Annotated in this window: 13 protein-coding genes; 4 read left to right on the top strand and 9 right to left on the bottom strand. The window is 32.2% G+C overall.

Going from position 1 to position 18,949, the window contains the following annotated elements; all coding sequences use genetic code 11:
• Window positions 1-51 precede the first annotated feature (51 nt).
• The 7 genes from PMI10_RS06630 to PMI10_RS06600 all read right to left on the bottom strand — a co-directional run bounded on the left by PMI10_RS06630 (window position 52) and on the right by PMI10_RS06600 (window position 11,333).
• A complete protein-coding gene (locus PMI10_RS06630; RefSeq protein ID WP_007805937.1) occupies window positions 52-1,749 on the bottom strand; it encodes a leucine-rich repeat domain-containing protein in 1,698 nt (565 codons plus the stop codon).
• 124 nt (window positions 1,750-1,873) lie between these two features.
• A complete protein-coding gene (locus tag PMI10_RS06625) occupies window positions 1,874-2,836 on the bottom strand; it encodes a DUF2931 family protein (RefSeq protein ID WP_007805935.1) in 963 nt (320 codons plus the stop codon).
• Between the two features lie 219 nt (window positions 2,837-3,055).
• Complete coding sequence (locus PMI10_RS06620; RefSeq protein WP_238539452.1) at window positions 3,056-4,969, bottom strand: tetratricopeptide repeat protein; 1,914 nt, start codon at window positions 4,967-4,969, stop codon at window positions 3,056-3,058.
• Window positions 4,970-4,975: 6 nt separating this feature from the next.
• A complete protein-coding gene (locus PMI10_RS06615; protein WP_157489736.1) occupies window positions 4,976-5,503 on the bottom strand; it encodes a hypothetical protein in 528 nt (175 codons plus the stop codon).
• A gap of 377 nt (window positions 5,504-5,880) precedes the next feature.
• Window positions 5,881-6,255 carry a T9SS type A sorting domain-containing protein gene (locus PMI10_RS06610; protein WP_007805926.1) on the bottom strand — a complete coding sequence of 125 codons (375 nt, stop codon included), beginning with the start codon at window positions 6,253-6,255 and terminating at the stop codon, window positions 5,881-5,883.
• Window positions 6,256-6,405: 150 nt separating this feature from the next.
• The gene (locus PMI10_RS06605; RefSeq protein WP_007805925.1) at window positions 6,406-9,000 is read right to left on the bottom strand and encodes a T9SS type A sorting domain-containing protein; all 2,595 of its coding nucleotides are present in this window, start codon (window positions 8,998-9,000) and stop codon (window positions 6,406-6,408) included.
• Between the two features lie 143 nt (window positions 9,001-9,143).
• Window positions 9,144-11,333 carry a glutamine synthetase III family protein gene (locus tag PMI10_RS06600; protein ID WP_007805922.1) on the bottom strand — a complete coding sequence of 730 codons (2,190 nt, stop codon included), beginning with the start codon at window positions 11,331-11,333 and terminating at the stop codon, window positions 9,144-9,146.
• 429 nt (window positions 11,334-11,762) lie between these two features.
• Here PMI10_RS06600 and PMI10_RS06595 point away from each other — a divergent pair, with 429 nt between their 5' ends.
• Window positions 11,763-12,776, top strand: coding sequence for a glutamine synthetase beta-grasp domain-containing protein (locus PMI10_RS06595; protein ID WP_007805919.1), 1,014 nt, complete (start codon window positions 11,763-11,765; stop codon window positions 12,774-12,776).
• Window positions 12,777-13,132: 356 nt separating this feature from the next.
• On the opposite strand, the gene PMI10_RS06590 is transcribed toward PMI10_RS06595, so the two are convergent.
• Both PMI10_RS06590 and PMI10_RS06585 read right to left on the bottom strand, forming a co-directional pair.
• Window positions 13,133-15,169 (bottom strand): M13 family metallopeptidase, encoded by a 2,037-nt coding sequence (locus PMI10_RS06590; protein ID WP_007805917.1) that lies wholly within the window; start codon window positions 15,167-15,169, stop codon window positions 13,133-13,135.
• 82 nt (window positions 15,170-15,251) lie between these two features.
• Complete coding sequence (locus tag PMI10_RS06585; RefSeq protein ID WP_007805914.1) at window positions 15,252-16,124, bottom strand: AraC family transcriptional regulator; 873 nt, start codon at window positions 16,122-16,124, stop codon at window positions 15,252-15,254.
• A 598-nt stretch (window positions 16,125-16,722) separates the two neighbouring features.
• On the opposite strand from PMI10_RS06585, the gene PMI10_RS06580 reads away from it, so the two are divergent.
• The 3 genes from PMI10_RS06580 (at window position 16,723) to PMI10_RS06570 (ending at window position 18,716) form a co-directional block, all read left to right on the top strand.
• Window positions 16,723-17,127 carry a T9SS type A sorting domain-containing protein gene (locus PMI10_RS06580; protein ID WP_007805912.1) on the top strand — a complete coding sequence of 135 codons (405 nt, stop codon included), beginning with the start codon at window positions 16,723-16,725 and terminating at the stop codon, window positions 17,125-17,127.
• A 386-nt stretch (window positions 17,128-17,513) separates the two neighbouring features.
• The gene (locus PMI10_RS06575; RefSeq protein WP_007805910.1) at window positions 17,514-17,924 is read left to right on the top strand and encodes a hypothetical protein; all 411 of its coding nucleotides are present in this window, start codon (window positions 17,514-17,516) and stop codon (window positions 17,922-17,924) included.
• Window positions 17,925-18,308: 384 nt separating this feature from the next.
• The gene (locus PMI10_RS06570; protein ID WP_007805908.1) at window positions 18,309-18,716 is read left to right on the top strand and encodes a T9SS type A sorting domain-containing protein; all 408 of its coding nucleotides are present in this window, start codon (window positions 18,309-18,311) and stop codon (window positions 18,714-18,716) included.
• The last annotated feature ends 233 nt before the right edge of the window (window positions 18,717-18,949 follow it).

Raw genomic sequence — 18,949 nt, 5'->3', positions numbered from 1 at the left:
TATTTTGGAAACGATTAATTATGGTTCAAATTGTTTTTTTACCACGCTAAGTTATAATTTTTTCTTATCATACATAAATAGATGTTTGTAAGATTCCGGTACTTTTTCTTTCAGGTTTTGACTGTCATCGATGTATAATTTTTCCATACCAATCATTGATTCCGGTAAAGTAGTGACATTGGTTAAAGTTAGGCTCAAATACTCTAATTGTTTTAATATACCAATGTTATCGGGTAAATTTGAAATTTCATTGGCACCAATATTTAGTCTTTTTAGGTTTTTAAGTTCCAAAACAACAGAGGGAAATTCTGTCAGTTTATTTGAAAATAAATCTAAATCTCTTAATTCTGTCAGTTGGGTCAGTTGGGGTGAAATTTTTTGAATTCTGCAGTGTTCCAACGACAATTGCTGCAATTTGGGAAGTTTTGAAATGGCATCCGGAATTTCATTTATTGGCGCGCTTATTTCCAAATGGGTCAGGTTTTTCAATCTCTCAATTTCAGGAATCCATTCGTGAAGATTTTTATCAATCAATTTTAATGAAGTTACTTCATCAGGCTGCAACAATGCTTCTTGTAAAGTTACCGGCAAAGTATTAAAATGCTCTTCTGTTATGTCTGAAGGAATATCGGCCGATGGATTCGTATTTGTAACCGGACGTACAACAAAGACACCGCCACCCAAACGGTTACTGCCTGAATTTTGAACTGACTCCATAAACACAAGCGATTTTTTTGTCCGATACTTTGCCGGCAACTGAAAAGTACGAAGACCTAAATTATAGGCTGGAATGAAACTTATTTTTTCAACCTCTAAAATTTTGATTCTGAAAGTTTCTCCTTTTGCCTTAAAACGAACATAAGCTGTACCCGAGGATTCACCAGGACCATAGATTGGAATAATGCCCAACTTTACAATACCCTGCAATCCTGAAGAATATTGGGTTTTATATTTTTCAATCTTAAATTCCCTTTTAAAACCCAGTCTCCAATATATAAACGGGTTTATATTGGTCGTTTCCAGCCAGATCATTTCTATTGATGGCTTCGACTGCGGAAAGGTTTCCTTATTCTGAATATCTGGCAAATAATAATCCTCACGATTATTAATCGTTCGGTCTTCCTGAAAACGACAAATCATACGGCTGTCTCTTAAGCCTGAAAGCAGAATCTCAATTTTACCCTGACGTTTGAAAATTACACCTGCTTGATGAATATCATCACGCGAAGCCCGAAGATTAATAAATTCTACATACTCCGCCGATGTATATAATTGTATAAAAAGTTTTTCGAAATCTCTTTTACCCAAATCCAGGTTTGAGTTGTGTATATGATCGTAGTGAAGGATATCTTTTTTTCCTGTCCCTAATAAAGGAATATAGGATGAAGGTCCATAGAAACAGCCGCTTCGGTAGGAAAAGCGTAAAGGGGTTTCAAATGTAACAATATTATTTCCTTCTTCATCCAATAAGGCATACGAATCTCCATCAGGTTTTGTTTTCGTTTCATATACTCTAAAAGGACCGCTTTCATCCACATTCGAATAAACCATGTATTGTTTTAAAGATGGGATATAAAAATAACGCGGATAATACACCCGCCCGCGAAGTACCGGGGCAAGTTCATATTTGTTTGACTTGCTTAATATGTTATTGCGAAACAGATATTTATATTTTAATAGATTTCGGGTTTGGCCGAACAGAAAGAATCCCAATAATAAAGCAGGAATTATTATATACAAGTTTGTCATTTTAATCATTTTTTATTTTTTATCAGTACACAAACAGCAAGTGAAAATCTCCAGTTCATTAGTATCCGTATTCATAATGGATATTATAATTTTGATGTTTTTATCGTTGAAGTAAATTAATTTATCAAATCAAAAAAATCCTTTGTATATCTTCCTCGCTAATCGGAATTTCTTTACTATCAGGATAATCTATTAATATTTCGTCATTAAAAAGCAATTTGACTGCCCCGTTAGGATAAAGTTGAAGGTATAATGGTTTTGTTACTTTACCTCTGAATATCTTTAAATTATTTGTCGAATGTTTCCCACGGTCAATTATAAGTTTATCAAAAGGGAAAGGAATTTCTATGGAATAATATTTATTCTCAACAAACGAAAACCAGGATAGTAACAGCATATTTGTACTAAAAGGAATCTGAACCGGCTCTCTAAAACCGTGTTTATTTGCATAATATTCCCTGGTTTTGGTTTTCATTGCAATAAACTCTTTTTGAGAGTAGTATTGCATGTTCTTTTTTATATTTATGTTGGATGATTTTCTGTTTACAGTATTTATAAACTGAACATTATTTACGGATAATAACAGCTCCGAATCATGATTAATAATCAGGAACACTTTTACAAAATCAATAGCCTGACGTTGTTTTATGTAATAATAACGGATTAATTTTATACTATAATAAAATAACGGTAAACCAAACAAAATCAGCAGCCATGAATAAAAATAAAAAATATTGAATTCATTATTTTTTTGGTACAGAACCAATAAATAAAAACCAAAATCGGCAATCAGTAAAACCATTAATACGATCAGAAAAGAAATAAACCGAAAGAAAACCAATCTATATCCTGAATCATTATTTGTGCTGCTTAAAATTAACATCCGGCTTTTAAAATCTTTGTGATAATAATTAGCAGCCAACGCAACAATAACATTAAAAAGAATCATAGCCTTAGTTCCTGAAAAATATAAAACGGGATACGAAATATAGGATACTATTACTAATGGCAAAATAATGCCTGTAAGCAATTTTTCAAAATTAATGCTGACCGGTTCGACTTTTTTATACAATTTATATCTCTTCATAAATTTTGCTGGAAATTGAAATTTTAAATCGTTAGGTGTAATTCAAAAACGTGTCAGGCAGAGTCTGTTCGACTCCGCTTAAAATAAACTTAGTCGAAGCCCTTTGCATGTAAAAAGCCTTCGATTCCGCTCAGGATGACATAGATTTCTGGAAATAGAAAGATTTACTCAAATTTATGATTATTGGTTTTCTAAAGCATCACTATTTGTAGTGATTTTCTATGAATAATGCATTCCTTTGCTTTCTAAAATAGCATTTAATGTTGGCGATTCGTGCCCTGTTTTTTTAGATTTTTCTGCTGCCTCGAATGCTTTTTTCGGATTATTCAATTTACAATAGATTTCGGCAAGGTTACATACATAAGTTCCTTCTTTTGGGTTTGTTAAAATTGCCTTTTCAAAATAAGACAGCGATTCCTCATAACGCAATTCTAAATCTAATATGCATCCAAAACTATTATAAATATGTGCCAAAGCTGCCGGTTCATGCTCTGTTTTAGCAATAAAATAGTCTTTTTTGGTATAGCAGGCTTCAAAACCTTCCTTATACCACACTAATCGGGCTTCCAGAAAATATGCAAAACCATATCTTGGATCTATTGCCATTATTTCATCACATTTTTCCTGAGCCAGATCGTATTGTTTGTTTGCAACCAAATCCCAGGCTTCTTTTAACAGGGAACGTTTTTGCTGATCTTCGTCTATGTCAAGCAAATGATCTTCCATGTCTTGTTTGCGGTCCTTATGAATTGTAATCTTCCAATCATTAAATACTATAGATTTTTCATTTACGATAATTCTGAATTTTAAATCTGTCAACGAATCTTCAAAAACGAGCTCAAACGCAACAGGAATTTCATCATTTCCCTCAGTAAGTCTGTGGATAAATTGATAAAGTTTTTGAGTGTTGATACGTAAAGTTAGCCAATCATACAAATAATTTCCTCTGTAAACAATTTCAAGTTTTTTTGGTAAGGATTTCAATGCCGGGATTTTCAATGCATCAATTTCGCTTTTGTATTCACTAAATGAAACATCAAATACTTCCAAATAATTTTCCCCCTTAAGTCCGGAAACATTCATACTCCAGAGAATTAACTTGTTTTTTATTAAAAAACGTTCTTCAATTCCGTTGGAAGATTTAATTTTTTCTACTAAAGCCGAAAATGCTTTTGGGTCGTTATAATATTCATGTGAACGGCGATGAAATTCAATCTTGTTATTACGTACCTCGTCTGTAATAACACTTGGAAAATTCTCAGCGAGATCAATTAAAACCATATCACTGTTAAAAAGACGAACTCCCCCATTAGCATGAATATGCAGATTTAGTCTTTTGGTTTTCTTACCTCTCAAAGCAGCAGAAACATCTGTAGGGTATTTTTCCTGTTCAATAACCAGTTTTTCAAAAGGAAAAGGCACTTCGATATCATAATATTTATCCTCTATAATCGAATACCAGGACATGAAAAGACAATCTGCATCAAAAGGCATGTGAATAGTATTGCTAAAAATATCTTTTTCTAAGTAATAATTTCTATCGCTGTCATCCATTTTTTTCAACTCAGCTTCCGAATAATAACAAAGAGGTTTTTCTAATTTAACGTCCGACATTGTACGATTTGAAGTATTTACAAATTGTATACTATCAATACATATAAACAGCTCTTTATCATGATATACCTCCAGTGATACTTTTAGATAATTTACAGCCATTGTCCTTTCTTCAAAATAATAACGGCTATATTTAAAAGCATAATACAATATTGGAATACCTAACAAAACAACTAACCAAAACCGAAAATAAAAAGTATTAAACAATCCTGTTTTTTGGTAAACAACGAATGTATAAACTCCGTAATCAACAAATAATAACACTGTCAATATAAGGACAACGCCCTTTAAAAAATCGAAAGTTATATGTATACTTGACTTACCATAATTATAAAGATAAAAGTAAGAGCACCATGAAATAAACACATTAAAAAAGATCGCAATGGGAGCTCCAAAAAAATAAAGCAATCCATAAGTAATAAGTGATGCAATCAATATTAATACGATAGGAAAAGCTATTTCTCCACTAAAATAAACCTCATTTGTTTTTTTATAAAAACTGTAATTCTTTTTCATCATTTTCAATTATTTAATTTCAGTAAGAATATCTAAATCTTCAATTCGCTCAGGCGTTGGCATTGGATCATAAGATGCCTGAATTGCCGGCTTTTGTTTACCTGTTTTTTTATTCAGGACATATTTACCATACGAATATTGATTTTGAAGATCTATAAAATAATCTTCTTCTCCCTCATAAATTGTATTTTCAAAATCAGAAGAAAATCCCCCAAAATTTTTCTTTATAAATTCAATTGACTTTTTGTCTTCTTTGGTCTCAATATAAAACTCAGATTTAAAAAAATCATCAAATGGTGAAATTTCATTCGTATTTAAATTAACTGTTATATCATATGAAAAACGTTTTTCAGGATCTGTCCCAAGTGGAATATAACGTATGATTCTTCTAAATTTAACTAGTATTTCTTTACTGTTTCCCCATGCTGTACCTTCAAAATCATTTAAATCAATTACTAAAGAAGGCTGCTTCTCTTTCAGGGTTTCTAATGCTATTTCTATAAGTTCCTGCTTTTTCTTTGACTTTAAATGCTCCATACTATATGTTGTTTTATGTTGAGCAAGGGAAAAAATAGTGTTAAGCATTAAAATCAGTATTAAAAGGAAAACCTTGTCTCTTCTGTTTTTCTTCACCAAATTACTCTTCATTTGAAATTTTATCATCGTTTATTTTTCTTCAATAACTTTTATAAAATCAGTGTCTTCCCTAAAAAATTGACTGATCAGCACGAAACTTATTGAATACAATAATTTATTGAGGTAATGAATTATACCATTCAGTAAACCAAATATTTAAAAGAGAAACATACTCTTTATCTAAAGAACTAATTCCTGCAATTTCTATATTATGAATGTCTTTAAATTTTTCTTTTAAATTTATTCATCCGATTGATATGTCTAATCTCTTACCAATTCTAATTAATGATAATTTTTCTATTGGCCGTTTTATTTTCATTTTCCAAAACGATAAAATAAACTCCTTTAGACAGTTCAGATAAATTGATGGAATGATCTTTAGTATTATTTAAAAACACAAATGATTTTTGTAATTGTCCAAGAGTATCGTAAACAGTTATTTTATCTAAAACTGCATTTTTAATGCTTACTTTCCTTTTTATTGGATTTGGACAAATTAAAGTCTGATCAAAAAAAGAATCATCTTTTACAGATAGAATATTTTTTAGAGGATATGTACTTGTTTCTTTTTTAGAATTTATTTTCACGGAGTTGTATTGACCGTAATTTGAAACACTAAAACAAACAGATAAAACGAGTAAAATATTTTTCATTTAGCAATTAATATATTTAACAAATTTAATTTTTACCAAAACGTAAGGAATCATTATAAATGATGATTTTATTCAAACGCAATATTATAAACAGAAAATGGGCTGTCTAAATAATTATAGATAGCCCATTTTTTTAATAAACCTGAATGTTTAATTTTTAATCAATTTCGATACATACGTGTTTTTATCGCTTATGACTTTGACAAAATAAAGTCCTTGAGCTAAGTCTGACACATTGATTTTTTCAATAGTATTTTGAGATAAAAATGATTGCTTTTTAACTATTTTACCTGCTGAATCTGAAATAATCACTTCTGAAATTAGCTCGTTCAAAGCAGAAACAGTCAATTCATTCGCTACGGGATTAGGATACAATTCCACATTATTTTTGATTTCTGTCTTCACATCATTTGTAGTTGACGAATCTATTTTTTCTTGTGATAATCCATTTAGAATAGCATCAATAATTTCTGCTTTTTGTTGTTCTGTAATACCAGTAGTATTAGCTGTTTTAGCTGTGGTATTAAAGGTTAACTGGTATGTAAAATCACTATCATAACAATCACATTCCGGTGTGTACATTCCAATTATATACATTTTATTATTTGCAAAAGTATAACCCGGAAAAGTAGTGGTAAGATTCCATGCAGTAGGCGAAGAAGTCCCTGCAAATGGAGGCAAATTACTTCCGGTATTATTTCCATGAGCAAAAGTACTCCAGTCAATCACAATAGAAGGATATGAAGTTACCTCTGCTACATACCAATGGTATTTTCTACAATTTCCTTTAATACTGTCATCTGTTGTTGCTATACTATTAACAGATGCAATAATCGCATTATTCGTTCCATTGTGCTGTACCGTAATTGCAAGCCCCGGATCACTTAAGGCACCTACATAAATATCATCAATCGCCAGGTCATTTCCATCACCATTTCCTGTTTCGTCAATATAAATTCGAACGGTTTCACTAGTTCCAGTTGCTGTAAAAACTACATCTATATTTTGCCATGCACAAGCATTCGTTGTCGGCATATTTACTGTAAACACAGCTGAGGTGGTAGTTCCTGCTTCCATTTTAACTTGTGGAAGAATATCAAAAGTACACTGTTTCATGTTTTTGAAATTGGCACAAAAACGATAGGTTGTTCCTTTTCTTAAACCTGTTATCGTTTGTTCCCAAACCACGGAAGAACCGGATTGTTGTGTTTTTCCGTTAACTGTCAAATATTTAGTATTTGAAGCATACGCTACAGGATCAGCACAATACGAATGATCCGTTACTGTTGCTCCAAAAGCTACTGCGGAATTAGTTACATTAAATTGTCCCGGATAAGTTAATGCATCCAGCGTATAAGCACTGGAGAAACCTGTATTGCCAGCCTCAAAATTACCGTTTACAACCAAATTCTCAGAATCACAACAATAGGAACCTAAATTATTTATACAAAAACAGATGTCATTATTAAAACCTACCGTTTGTCCGTATTGTACCCCTAAAACAGGATTTGCAGAATACTGGACAACCGTTTGTACGTTTCCGTTTAAATCAATTAAATTAAAAGTCAGTTTTGCCACCACATCATAACAAGTCCCCGGTGTTTGATTTGGGAAATCAGTTGCGGCTATATCAACTGTATAATTGGAACCTGCAACTGTGGTAGCAGCTATGGTGTTCAACAATGTTCCGTTTTGATAAATTTCAAAACTAATCTGAACATTGGCTGCCAGAGCAGGAACAGTAAATGTCCCATTAAAAGTTTGTTTCGGATTTATACAATCGTGTCCTTTTAAATCTAAATCAATAACTCCTTCTGAAGTATTTTTACAAGTCGTACACGTATCATCAATATAGGTATATCCATTATGACCACCCGCAGAACAATCTGAGTTAATAAACATGATCACCACTTCTTTCCCTATATGGCTTGACAAATCCAAATAGGCACAACGCCAGTCTCTGTAATATTTCACTCCTTCACCAGGAGAGTTAGTTGCACTGATAAAAGGATTAGACGGAGCTGCAATATCTACCATTTTATCTACAGTTACTCCAGTCATATCTACCGCTTCAGCTACAAAAAAGACTTCAGAACCATTGACGCTTCCATTTGGATTTGAGTGACTTTTATCCATTACCATAGCATATTGAAAATAGTATTTTGCATTTGCTGCTGTCACAACAAAACGCTTGGCAACACCTTCTGCTCCGTAACCTGGCTGGTCATTTCCTAAACGAAGTGATTGTGTCCCGGAGGAACCCGGTGCTGTTTTAGACATCGAAAAAGAAGGGCTCGAAGCCAATAATAGAGCATCTGTTCCTGTTGTTTCGATTGAAGTAAAATTCTGTCCATATGCCAAACCAGTAAAAGGCAATGCCGAAACTCCCGGATTTAATGTTAAGCCATTTTCAATTGGAAGTGTTTGAATTCCATGTTTCAGGCTCAAACCAGTCCATCCGCTGTAACCACTTTCAAATCCCGAATTAACACAAGGATCTTTAGAAACTTTTATATTTTGTAAAATAGACTGGATTTGTGTAGAAGATTTAATCGAGGGTTCAGATTGATTTTTGATAAATTGTTCAATACTTCTCGCCTTGACTTCTTTAGTCCAGCTTAAATCATATTCATAATGCAGTTTAGCATTTTTGACAGTTATTAATGTGTCCTGATATTTCTGTGCAGAAACTGACCCGGACATTAAAATGAACAATCCCGTAATTAGATGTACAATTGTTTTCATAATAAATAATTTTGAGGTTAATAAATGTATAAACACACATCTATATCAGAATTCATTTACAATTGTTACCCCTTTAAGCTTTAAAATAAAAAAATGCCTCTCCAAAAACTGGAAAGGCATTTAAATACACTACTGAAGCTATTCTATTTTGTAAGCAGTAATTCTCTGTATTTGGTTAATGTCCAACTTTCATCGTCAACCAATAATTCAAGTTTATCACAATGCTTACGAATTTCGTCAAAATAAGGTATTACTTTATTACAATATGCTTCTGCCATTTTTTGGGCATCAGTTAATTGGTTTGCCGTTCTTCGTTCATTTGTCATGGTGGCAACCTTCGAATTAATTCCTTCGATATGGTTTGAAATTTCTTTTATCAAAAGAATTTGTTCCTTGGCAATGGTTTCAAATTCTTTGCCGAAAATTTCTTTTAATCCTTTTACATTTTCAATTAAAGTATTTTGATAACGAATAGCTGTCGGTATCACATGGTTTCTGGAAATATCCCCCAAAACCCTTCCTTCTATCTGGATTTTTTTAGTATATTCTTCTAATTCAATTTCATAACGTGCTTCAGCTTCAATATGGTTTAAAATACCCATTTCATCAAATAAATCCAACGCTTGTTTTGAAACTTTTGCTTTAATTGCTTCCGGAGTAGTTTTAAAGTTACTCAAACCTCTTTTTGCCGCTTCCTTCTCCCAGGCTTCACTATAACCGTCGCCTTCAAATAAAATTTTCTTCGATTGTTTGATGTATTCCCTTAAAACATTGAAGATTGCATCATCTTTTTTCATGTCTTTAGAATCAATTAAAGCATCTACTTCAATTTTAAAATCCTTCAGCTGTTTGGCCACAATAGCATTTAAAGTAGTCATTGCATTTGAACAGTTTGCATTTGAACCTACCGCTCGGAACTCAAATTTATTTCCTGTAAAAGCAAAAGGCGAAGTTCTGTTTCTATCCGTATTATCCAAAAGAACATCCGGAATTTTACCCACAACATTCAGCTTTAAATCGGTTTTTTCCTCAGGAGATAATTTACCTCTGGTTACACTTTCCAATTCTGATAAAACTTTTGTCAATTGTGCCCCAATAAAAACCGAAATAATAGCCGGAGGCGCTTCATTCGCTCCTAACCTGTGATCGTTACTGGCTGTCGCGATAGAAGCTCTTAATAAAGTTTCGTAATCGTTGACTGCTTTTATGGTATTAATAAAGAACGTCAAAAACTGTAGATTACTCATTGGGGTTTTACTCGGACTCAATAAGTTAACTCCGGTATCTGTTGCCAATGACCAGTTGTTATGTTTTCCGGAACCGTTTACACCTTTAAAAGGTTTTTCATGAAATAAAACTTTAAAATCATGACGTTCTGCTACTTTTTGCATTACATCCATCAATAAGGAATTATGGTCAACGGCAAGATTTGTTTCTTCAAAAATTGGAGCCAGCTCAAATTGATTTGGTGCCACTTCGTTATGACGTGTTTTTACCGGAATTCCCAATAACATACATTCCTGCTCTAAATCTCTCATATACGTTAATGCACGGGTCGGGATAGATCCAAAATAATGATCATCCAGCTGCTGTCCTTTTGCAGATGTATGTCCCAATAAGGTTCTTCCGGTCATCATTAAATCCGGGCGTGAATTCGCCAAAGCTTTATCAATCAGGAAATATTCCTGTTCCCAGCCTAAAGTAGCTGTAACTTTTTTGACATTTTTATCAAAATATTTGCACACTTCGGTTGCTGCTTCATCCATTGCTGACAAAGCTCTTAATAACGGAATTTTATTATCTAAAGCCTCACCTGTATACGCAATAAATACTGTTGGAATACATAAAGTTGTTCCGTAGATAAACGCAGGCGAAGTCGGATCCCAGGCAGTATATCCTCTGGCTTCAAAAGTATTTCTGATTCCTCCGTTAGGAAAACTTGATGCATCCGGTTCCTGTTGTACCAATTGGGCACCGCCAAATTTTTCTACCGGATCACTCCCGTCAAAAGATGTTTCAAAAAAGGCATCATGTTTTTCAGCAGTAGTTCCGGTAAGCGGCTGAAACCAGTGTGTATAATGAGTAACTCCTTTTGCCAAAGCCCACTCTTTCATCCCCATTGCAATATACTCTGCCTGTTTTCTGTCTATTTTAGTTCCGTGCTGAATAGCATCCCTCACTCCTTTCAAGCCATCTGAAGTCAAATATTGCTTCATTGCTTTCTCATTAAAAACATTTGAACCAAAAATGGTTGATTTTTTATCTATTTCTTCAAAATGTACAGGCTTTCTCGATGAAGCTTCTTTCAAAGCTTGAAAACGTAATGTTGACATGTATATAATTTTTAAAAATTCGTAATAATTCAATTGAAAAAGAATAACAAATATAAAGAATAAAAAAGCCTTTTTAAAAGATAACTTTTTAGAATTTTAAGAACCGATTTTTCAATAAAAAAGTCTATTTACAAAGAATACCGAAAATGTTTTAAAGAAATATAACAAAATAGTCAGGTAATACTCAATAAATAAACAATTTTTCGTAATTTAATTATAATAAAAATCAAAAAAACCGTTCGTTTATTACGAATTTATTTTTTAAACATTAAAAAATTGCTATTTTTCAAATATACCCCTGCCAAAATTGCGCTTATGTAAAAAATTATAACTAGTAACACAAAATATACCCCCTTATTTTTATGACTAAAAAAATAAATCTATATTTGACCCAGCGAAAAAAAACAAAAAAAATTAATTTATATTATTATGGCTAAAATTAAGTTAGAGTACATTTGGTTAGATGGATATGAACCAACTCAAAATCTTAGAAGTAAAACTAAAGTTGAAGAGCACGAAAATTTCAAAGGAACATTAGAGGAACTGGGGAACTGGTCATTTGATGGTTCATCAACAAAACAAGCCGAAGGAGGTTCTTCTGACTGTTTATTGGTTCCTGTTGCGATTTATCCGGATCCAACTCGTATTAATGGTTGGTTAGTAATGACAGAGGTTATGTATGCAGATGGAACTCCACACTCTTCTAACGGTAGAGCTACTATTGATGATGATGGTGATTTCTGGTTTGGTTTCGAACAAGAATACTTCATCATGGATACAAAAACTTTATTGCCATTAGGTTTCCCTGTTGGAGGTTATCCTGCTCCACAAGGTATGTACTACTGTTCAGTAGGTGGAAAAAACACTCACGGAAGAAAATTAGTAGAAGAACATGCTGATTTATGTATCGCTGCCGGAATCAACTTTGAAGGTATTAACCAAGAGGTTGCTTGTGGACAATGGGAATTCCAATTATTCGCTAAAGGTGCTAAGAAAGCCGGAGATGAAATCTGGGTTGCCAGATATTTACTAGATCGTTTGACTGAAAAATATGGTTACTATATCGAATACCACCCAAAACCACTTGGAGATACAGACTGGAATGGTTCAGGTATGCATGCTAACTTCTCTAATGAAGTATTAAGAACATGTGGAGATAAAGCAACTTACGAAAGAATCTGTGAGGCTTTCAGACCTGTTACTGCTGAGCACATCGCTGTTTACGGAGCTTACAACGATCAACGTTTAACTGGTAAACACGAAACTGCTTCTATTCACGATTTCTCTTATGGAGTATCTGACAGAGGATGTTCAATCCGTATTCCTTTAATGACTGTTCAAAAAGGATGGAAAGGTTGGTTAGAAGACAGAAGACCAGCTTCAAACGGTGATCCATACAAAATTGCTGCCAGAATTATCAAAACTGTAAAATCAGCGCTATAATTCATTAGCTTAAATTATACCCGAAAGTGCCATCGTAATTGATGGCACTTTTTTTATTTCCTAATTCCTTGGGGCAGAAGAGCCTTCACTGCATTTCGACTTCGCTCAATGTGACAGTATAATAATAATAATAATAACGTGATTCAAAAGGTGTCAGGCAGAGCGGAGTCGAAGCCCTTTAAAGCTTCGACTAAAGTTTTCTTGCGAAGCCGAATCAGATGACAATAATTTCTGGAAATATCAAGTTTTACTCAAAAATTTATCTTTTTGATCTATTTGTTTTTATATCGAATAACATTTCAATTACACCAACGGTTAATCAATCCCTTCACCCCTAAATTCTACGGTTTTAAAATTTACCAAATTACTACACGTAAACTATCCGGTCGATACATATTATCTCCTTCTTTTACGTTGAATGCCTTATAAAATGCAGGGAAATTGCTTAGCGGTCCATTTATTCTGAATTGTTCCGGCGAATGTACATCAGTCATCATTAATCTGATTTTAGCTTCAACCCTCCTATTAATCATCCAGGAATATGCATACGAAAGAAAATAACGCTGCTCTGGTGTTAATCCGCTTATTTTTTTCTGTTTTTTATATTGCTCCGTTTTCTTAAAGGCTTCAAAACCTACAATCACGCCGCCTAAATCTGCAATATTTTCTCCTTGTGTAGCTTCTCCGTTAACGTGTTTTCCAGCCACTGCATAATTATTATATTGAGAAACTATAGCTTTAGTTTTTTCTTTGAATTTTTTCAGATCCTGAGAAGTCCACCAATTATTTAAATTCCCGTTTTCATCATATTTACTTCCCTGATCATCAAAACCATGAGTGATTTCATGACCAAAAGTAGAACCTCCAATAATTCCATATAGAACAGCATCGTCCGGCATACGGCCTTCAAAACCCGGAACAATAATATTACATGCCGGAACTACAATTTCATTATTACTGCAATTATAATAAGCATTGTAAGTCTGGGGCTGAATCTGCCATTCTGTTCTGTCTACTTTTTTACCAAATTTAGATACCATATAATTATGCTGCCACTTACTGACTCTTATTACATTACTGCAATACGATTTCCTGTCAATAGAAAGACTACTCATATCTTTCCATTTATCAGGATATCCCACTTTCATTACAATCTTACTAAGCTTCTGAAGTGCTTTTTGTTTAGTTACTTCACTCATCCAGTCTAGTTTTTTGATATGTGAAGCGTAAACATCCCTGACATTATTTCCTATTTCCAGCAGTTTTTCTTTTGTGCCTTTTGGTAAATATTCAGTTACATATACCTGACCTATTAATTCTCCTAATGATTCATCTGTTGCGTGAACAATTCTTTCCCAGCGGGGTTTCTGTTCTTTTGTACCATTCATTATAGTACCAAAGAAATTAAAATTCTGTTTTTCAAAATCTTTATTCAGCGTATTAGCATATGAATTAACCAGGTTCCATTTTAAATAGGTTTTCCAATCTTCGATTGAGTACTTTTTCAATAATAAATTTAATCCTGTAAAAAACTCAGGCTGTCCAACAATAAGGGTATCTGCTTTTGGAATTCCTAAAATTGGCAAAACTGCATTCCAATCTATATTTGGTGTCAATTTATTAAATTGTCCCACCGTCATTTTATTATAGTTTTTAACCGGATCCCGAAGATCTTCCATCTTTCTTGAAGATTTAGCTAAATCTGTCTCTAATTTCATAATTATCGAGGCATTTTTTGCCGCAGCAGCATCTTTTTCTCCCATTAGCTTCATCATCTTTTCAATATGCTTTACATATTCTTTTCTGATGATGACGTTTCTATTCTCTGTATCAAAGTAATATTCCCTGTCTCCAAGACCTAACCCGCCCTGATAGAAAAATACAGCATATTTGGTACTGGCTTTATCGTCCTGACCTATATAAAATAAAAAACCCGGAGCTGTTCCTATAGTCTGAAAATGAGCAATAGATTTGGTTAAAGAAGAAACATCCGTTATGGCCTGAATGTGATTTATTTCGGCTTGAAGCGGGCTTAAACCGGCTTTTTCGATAGCAACAGTGTCCATCGCAGCAGTATAAAAATCGCCGATTTTTTGTTTATTGCTTCCTTTTGCTGCAGATTTATCCTGAGCAGCATTTTCGCAGATACGTTTTATCTGGGAATCAATTGTATCCTGAATTGTTTTCCAAATTCCGTTACTGCTTTCAGAATTTTTTATTGGATTTTTTTTAAACCAGCCATTATTTGCATAACTAAAAAAGTCATTGACAGGATTAATGGTTGTATCACGATTTGTGAGTAAAGGATCTGACAATGCAGCTTCTTTTTTACTGCAGCTTGAAAAAGCAGCACAAATAAAAAGCGCAAGAATTGAGGCTTTTAATAAATTCATATTATTTTGTAAGGGATTTCTATTTAAGGGCGTAAAAATAATCAATAAAACGCTTAAAAGACACAAATTTTAGAACTTATTCTTACATAATTATGACCGTATGCTCCTGGCGATATTGCGAAGCACTTTTACCTGTATATTGTTTAAATGATTTGCTGAAATGACTAAAATTATTAAATCCGCTTTCGTAACAAACTTCATTTATACTAATTGCTTTTTCGGCCAAAAGTTTAGAAGCATGAACCAAACGGTATTCATTTACAAATTCAGTAAAGGTTTTATTGGATATTTTTTTAAAATAGCGGCAGAATGAAGGAGTTGTCATACTGACCAAACTTGAAATCTCATCAACTGAAATCGGTTCCTTAAAATGGTCTTTCACATAATTGAATACAACATTGATCCTGTCGTTATCCTGTACTTGCATTTCAAGTGAAAATCCATCAGCATTCAAAATCGTATATTCTTCAGACGATTCTAATTCATCTAAAATACTTAAAAGTGTCAATAAGCGCTCAAACGGAGATTTATTTTCCATTAATTCCATTTTTGTTCCCACCCGTTTTTTGGTTTCTCCACCAAATGCAATTCCAGCTTTTGCCTGATTAAGAAGATTTTGGATTTTTTTCATTTCCTGGGCACCAAAAAAATCATTCCCCAGGAAATCAGGTTTAAAATGAATTACAATTTCATCCTTATTACCTGTTTTTTCATCTGTAAATCCACAATGTGGCAAATTAGAGCCTATCATCACCAAAGAACCGTTTGTATAATAAGAAATATGACTTCCTATCTGTCTCTTTCCTGCACCGCCATTTACAAAAACTATCTCAATTTCAGGATGATAATGCAATAAATGCGATTTACTGTTAGTTTTTTGGGCGTATTTAGTATAGGTAAAGGAACTTCCGTAAGAGTTTGATATTAATTCAAGAGCTGGAGCAATTGTTTTCATTTCAAATGTTTAAAAAATAATAGCAAATTTAACAAAAACGTCTAAAATAATTCAAATTTTAACCTACAACGCTTTCGTAAATAAGAATAATTCATATAAATCAGCAAATAAGTCTCTGTAAAACTGAAATAATTTAACACTATAAAATTAGAACATTAATTAAAAACTAATGTCATGAAAAAGGTTTTTTAAAATTAAGTTTTGTGTCTGTGGTTAATTTAAGCAATATAAAAATAGGGCAAAATTATCAGTAAAACTCGAAATTCATTTAAAAATACACCTCATTTAGTTATAAAAGCTGTTTTTTTACCCTGCCATTTTGCAAATAAATTACTATAAATTAATTTTTTCATGACAAAATTTACGAGTAATAAATAAAATCATTTGATTGATTTTCATATTCTCAGAATGATCAAAAACATTAAAAAATAATAATCAAATTAACAAAAACACCTAATATAATTTAAATTTTAACCTATAACGGTTTCGTAAATGAGAATATAACACATAAATTAGAAAATAGAGTTGTGTACTTAAGTCTCTTATTGAAGTAATTTAGCACTATAGAATTAGAACAATAATCTTAAAAACTATAATTATGAAAAAGATGTTAAAATTAAGTTTAGTATGTGCAGTGCTTTTCACAGGAATGAGTACTTATGCAATTGACGGGAATGGAGATTTTGCACTTCACGTAATTAAAAGAAGTGGTAAGGAAGTAACTTTTGCATTAAACAATGTAACAAAAGCAAACTTATCTATTTATGATAAAGATGGTAATCTGATTTATTCTGAAAATGCTTCAGGTAAAGAAGGTATTTTGAAAACTTTCAGCTTTGAGGAATTTCCAACAGGAACTTACTTTTTGGAAGTAACAGACAATGTAAAAACTATAAAACATGAAATTACTATTACTGATGAAAATACAGTATTGTCATCAAAAGCAGTTTCATCAGTTTATAAAGCAGGTTCTGCTAAAAATACAAGCGTAGCAGTACGCTAAAAAAGTTATACTCGCATACAGTATAAAATGAGGTTAGATAGTTAGTAAAGTTTAAAACTTAATTGTTTTTAAAACAGCTCTTGGTGGTTCTCGAGCTGTTTTTTTTTGTGCTTTATTTTTTTGCAAGATAAGCTTTGGAATAATGTTTTCTACAATCAAAAAGGGTTATCATAAAGTTAGGTAAAAGTAAATTTCATTCTTTAACAATTTTAAATAATTGTAATCAAATTAACAAAAACGATTAAAATAATTCAAATTTTAACCTATATCGGTTTCGTTAATGAGAATATAGCATATAAATTAGAAAACTGAGTTATACAAAACAATGAAAGATCTAAGTAATTTAGCATCAGAGAATTAGAACTATTAATTTAAAAACTAATGCTATGAAAAAGATTTTAAAATTAAGTTTAGTATGTGCGGTGCTTTTTAGCGGAATGAGTACATACGCGATTGATGGAAATGAAGATTTTAATCTTCATGTATTGAAAAAAGGAAATGGAAAGCTAATTACTTTTGCTTTAAACAAAGTAACAAAAGCAAAATTGTCAATCTATGACAAAGACGACAATTTAATTTACTTTGAAAACGCTTCAGGTAAAGAAGGTATCTTGAGAACTTTTAGCCTGGAAGAATTTCCGGAGGGAACTTACTTCCTGGAAGCTGAAGACAATGTGAAAAAAGTAAGACACGAAATTACTATTACTACTGATACAACAGTTTTATCAACAAAAGCTGTTTCATCAATTTACAAAGCAGGTTTTTCTGCTGAAAAAACTAACGTAGCGGTACGTTAAAAAATTATACTCTATCAGTATAAAAATGGTTAGATAGTTAAAAAAATTAAAAACGTTATCGTTTTTTTGAAAGCAGCTCATTGTGGTTATTGAGCTGTTTTTTTATGCCTTGTTTTTTTGAAGGGAAGGATCCGGCTTAACCACTTTATGCAACCTGGAAGGTTACTGAAAAGTTAGGAAAAGGTAAATTTAACAACTATAAAAAACTTACATAATAAAATGTAAATTAACTAAAACGGTTAAAATAGTTCAAATTTTAACCTATATCGGTTTCGTAAATGAGAATATAACACATAAATCAGAGAATAGAGTTGTGCACTTAAGTCTCTTATTGAAGTAATTTAGCAGTATAGAATTAGAACAATAATCTAAAAAACTAAAGTCATGAAAAAGATGTTAAAATTAAGTTTAGTATGTGCAGTGCTTTTCACAGGAATGAGTACTTATGCAATTGACGGGAATGAAGATTTTACTCTTCATGTAATTAAAGGAAATGGTAAGCTGATCACTTTTGCATTAAACAATGTAAAAAAAGCAAATCTATCTATTTATGATAAAGATGGTAATCTGATTTATTCTGAAAATGCTTCAGGCAGAGATGGAATTTTGAGAACCTTCAGCTTTGAGGAATTTCCAAAAGGAGCTTATATCTTAGAAATCGAAGACAGTGTAAAAACTACAAAACATGAAATTACTATTACTGATGATACAACTGTTTTATCAACAAAAGCAATTTCATCAGTTTATAAAGCAGGATTTTCTGCTAAAAATACAAGCGTAGTAGTACGCTAAAAAATTATACTTAGTCAGGTATAAGAATGGTTAGATAGTTAGAAATTAAAACTTAATTGTTTTTTGAAACAGCTCATTGTGGTTACTGAGCTGTTTTTTTATTTTCCGCTTTTTACAGATAAATTATTATAAATTAATTTTTTTCTGACAAAAATTACGAGTAATCAATAAAATCATTTGATTGGTTTTCATATTCTCAATTTGATTAAAAACATTAAAAAATAATAATCAAA

The sequence above is a fragment of the Flavobacterium sp. CF136 genome (genome assembly GCF_000282055.1).
Classification (GTDB): Bacteria; Bacteroidota; Bacteroidia; order Flavobacteriales; family Flavobacteriaceae; genus Flavobacterium.
The sequence above is the reverse complement of the archived record's forward strand: the minus strand, read 5'-3'. Positions and strand labels throughout refer to the sequence as shown.

What these genes read in the sequence shown, in the direction of transcription:
- PMI10_RS06575 (WP_007805910.1), top strand. Translation starts at nt 17,514, where the DNA reads ATGAAAAAGATTTTAAAATTAAGTTTAGTATGTGCGGTGCTTTTTAGC.
- PMI10_RS06585 (WP_007805914.1), bottom strand. Translation starts at nt 16,124, where the DNA reads ATGAAAACAATTGCTCCAGCTCTTGAATTAATATCAAACTCTTACGGA.
- PMI10_RS06625 (WP_007805935.1), bottom strand. Translation starts at nt 2,836, where the DNA reads ATGAAGAGATATAAATTGTATAAAAAAGTCGAACCGGTCAGCATTAAT.
- PMI10_RS06620 (WP_238539452.1), bottom strand. Translation starts at nt 4,969, where the DNA reads ATGATGAAAAAGAATTACAGTTTTTATAAAAAAACAAATGAGGTTTAT.
- PMI10_RS06600 (WP_007805922.1), bottom strand. Translation starts at nt 11,333, where the DNA reads ATGTCAACATTACGTTTTCAAGCTTTGAAAGAAGCTTCATCGAGAAAG.
- PMI10_RS06605 (WP_007805925.1), bottom strand. Translation starts at nt 9,000, where the DNA reads ATGAAAACAATTGTACATCTAATTACGGGATTGTTCATTTTAATGTCC.
- PMI10_RS06615 (WP_157489736.1), bottom strand. Translation starts at nt 5,503, where the DNA reads ATGGAGCATTTAAAGTCAAAGAAAAAGCAGGAACTTATAGAAATAGCA.
- PMI10_RS06570 (WP_007805908.1), top strand. Translation starts at nt 18,309, where the DNA reads ATGAAAAAGATGTTAAAATTAAGTTTAGTATGTGCAGTGCTTTTCACA.
- PMI10_RS06595 (WP_007805919.1), top strand. Translation starts at nt 11,763, where the DNA reads ATGGCTAAAATTAAGTTAGAGTACATTTGGTTAGATGGATATGAACCA.
- PMI10_RS06610 (WP_007805926.1), bottom strand. Translation starts at nt 6,255, where the DNA reads ATGAAAAATATTTTACTCGTTTTATCTGTTTGTTTTAGTGTTTCAAAT.
- PMI10_RS06630 (WP_007805937.1), bottom strand. Translation starts at nt 1,749, where the DNA reads ATGACAAACTTGTATATAATAATTCCTGCTTTATTATTGGGATTCTTT.
- PMI10_RS06580 (WP_007805912.1), top strand. Translation starts at nt 16,723, where the DNA reads ATGAAAAAGATGTTAAAATTAAGTTTAGTATGTGCAGTGCTTTTCACA.
- PMI10_RS06590 (WP_007805917.1), bottom strand. Translation starts at nt 15,169, where the DNA reads ATGAATTTATTAAAAGCCTCAATTCTTGCGCTTTTTATTTGTGCTGCT.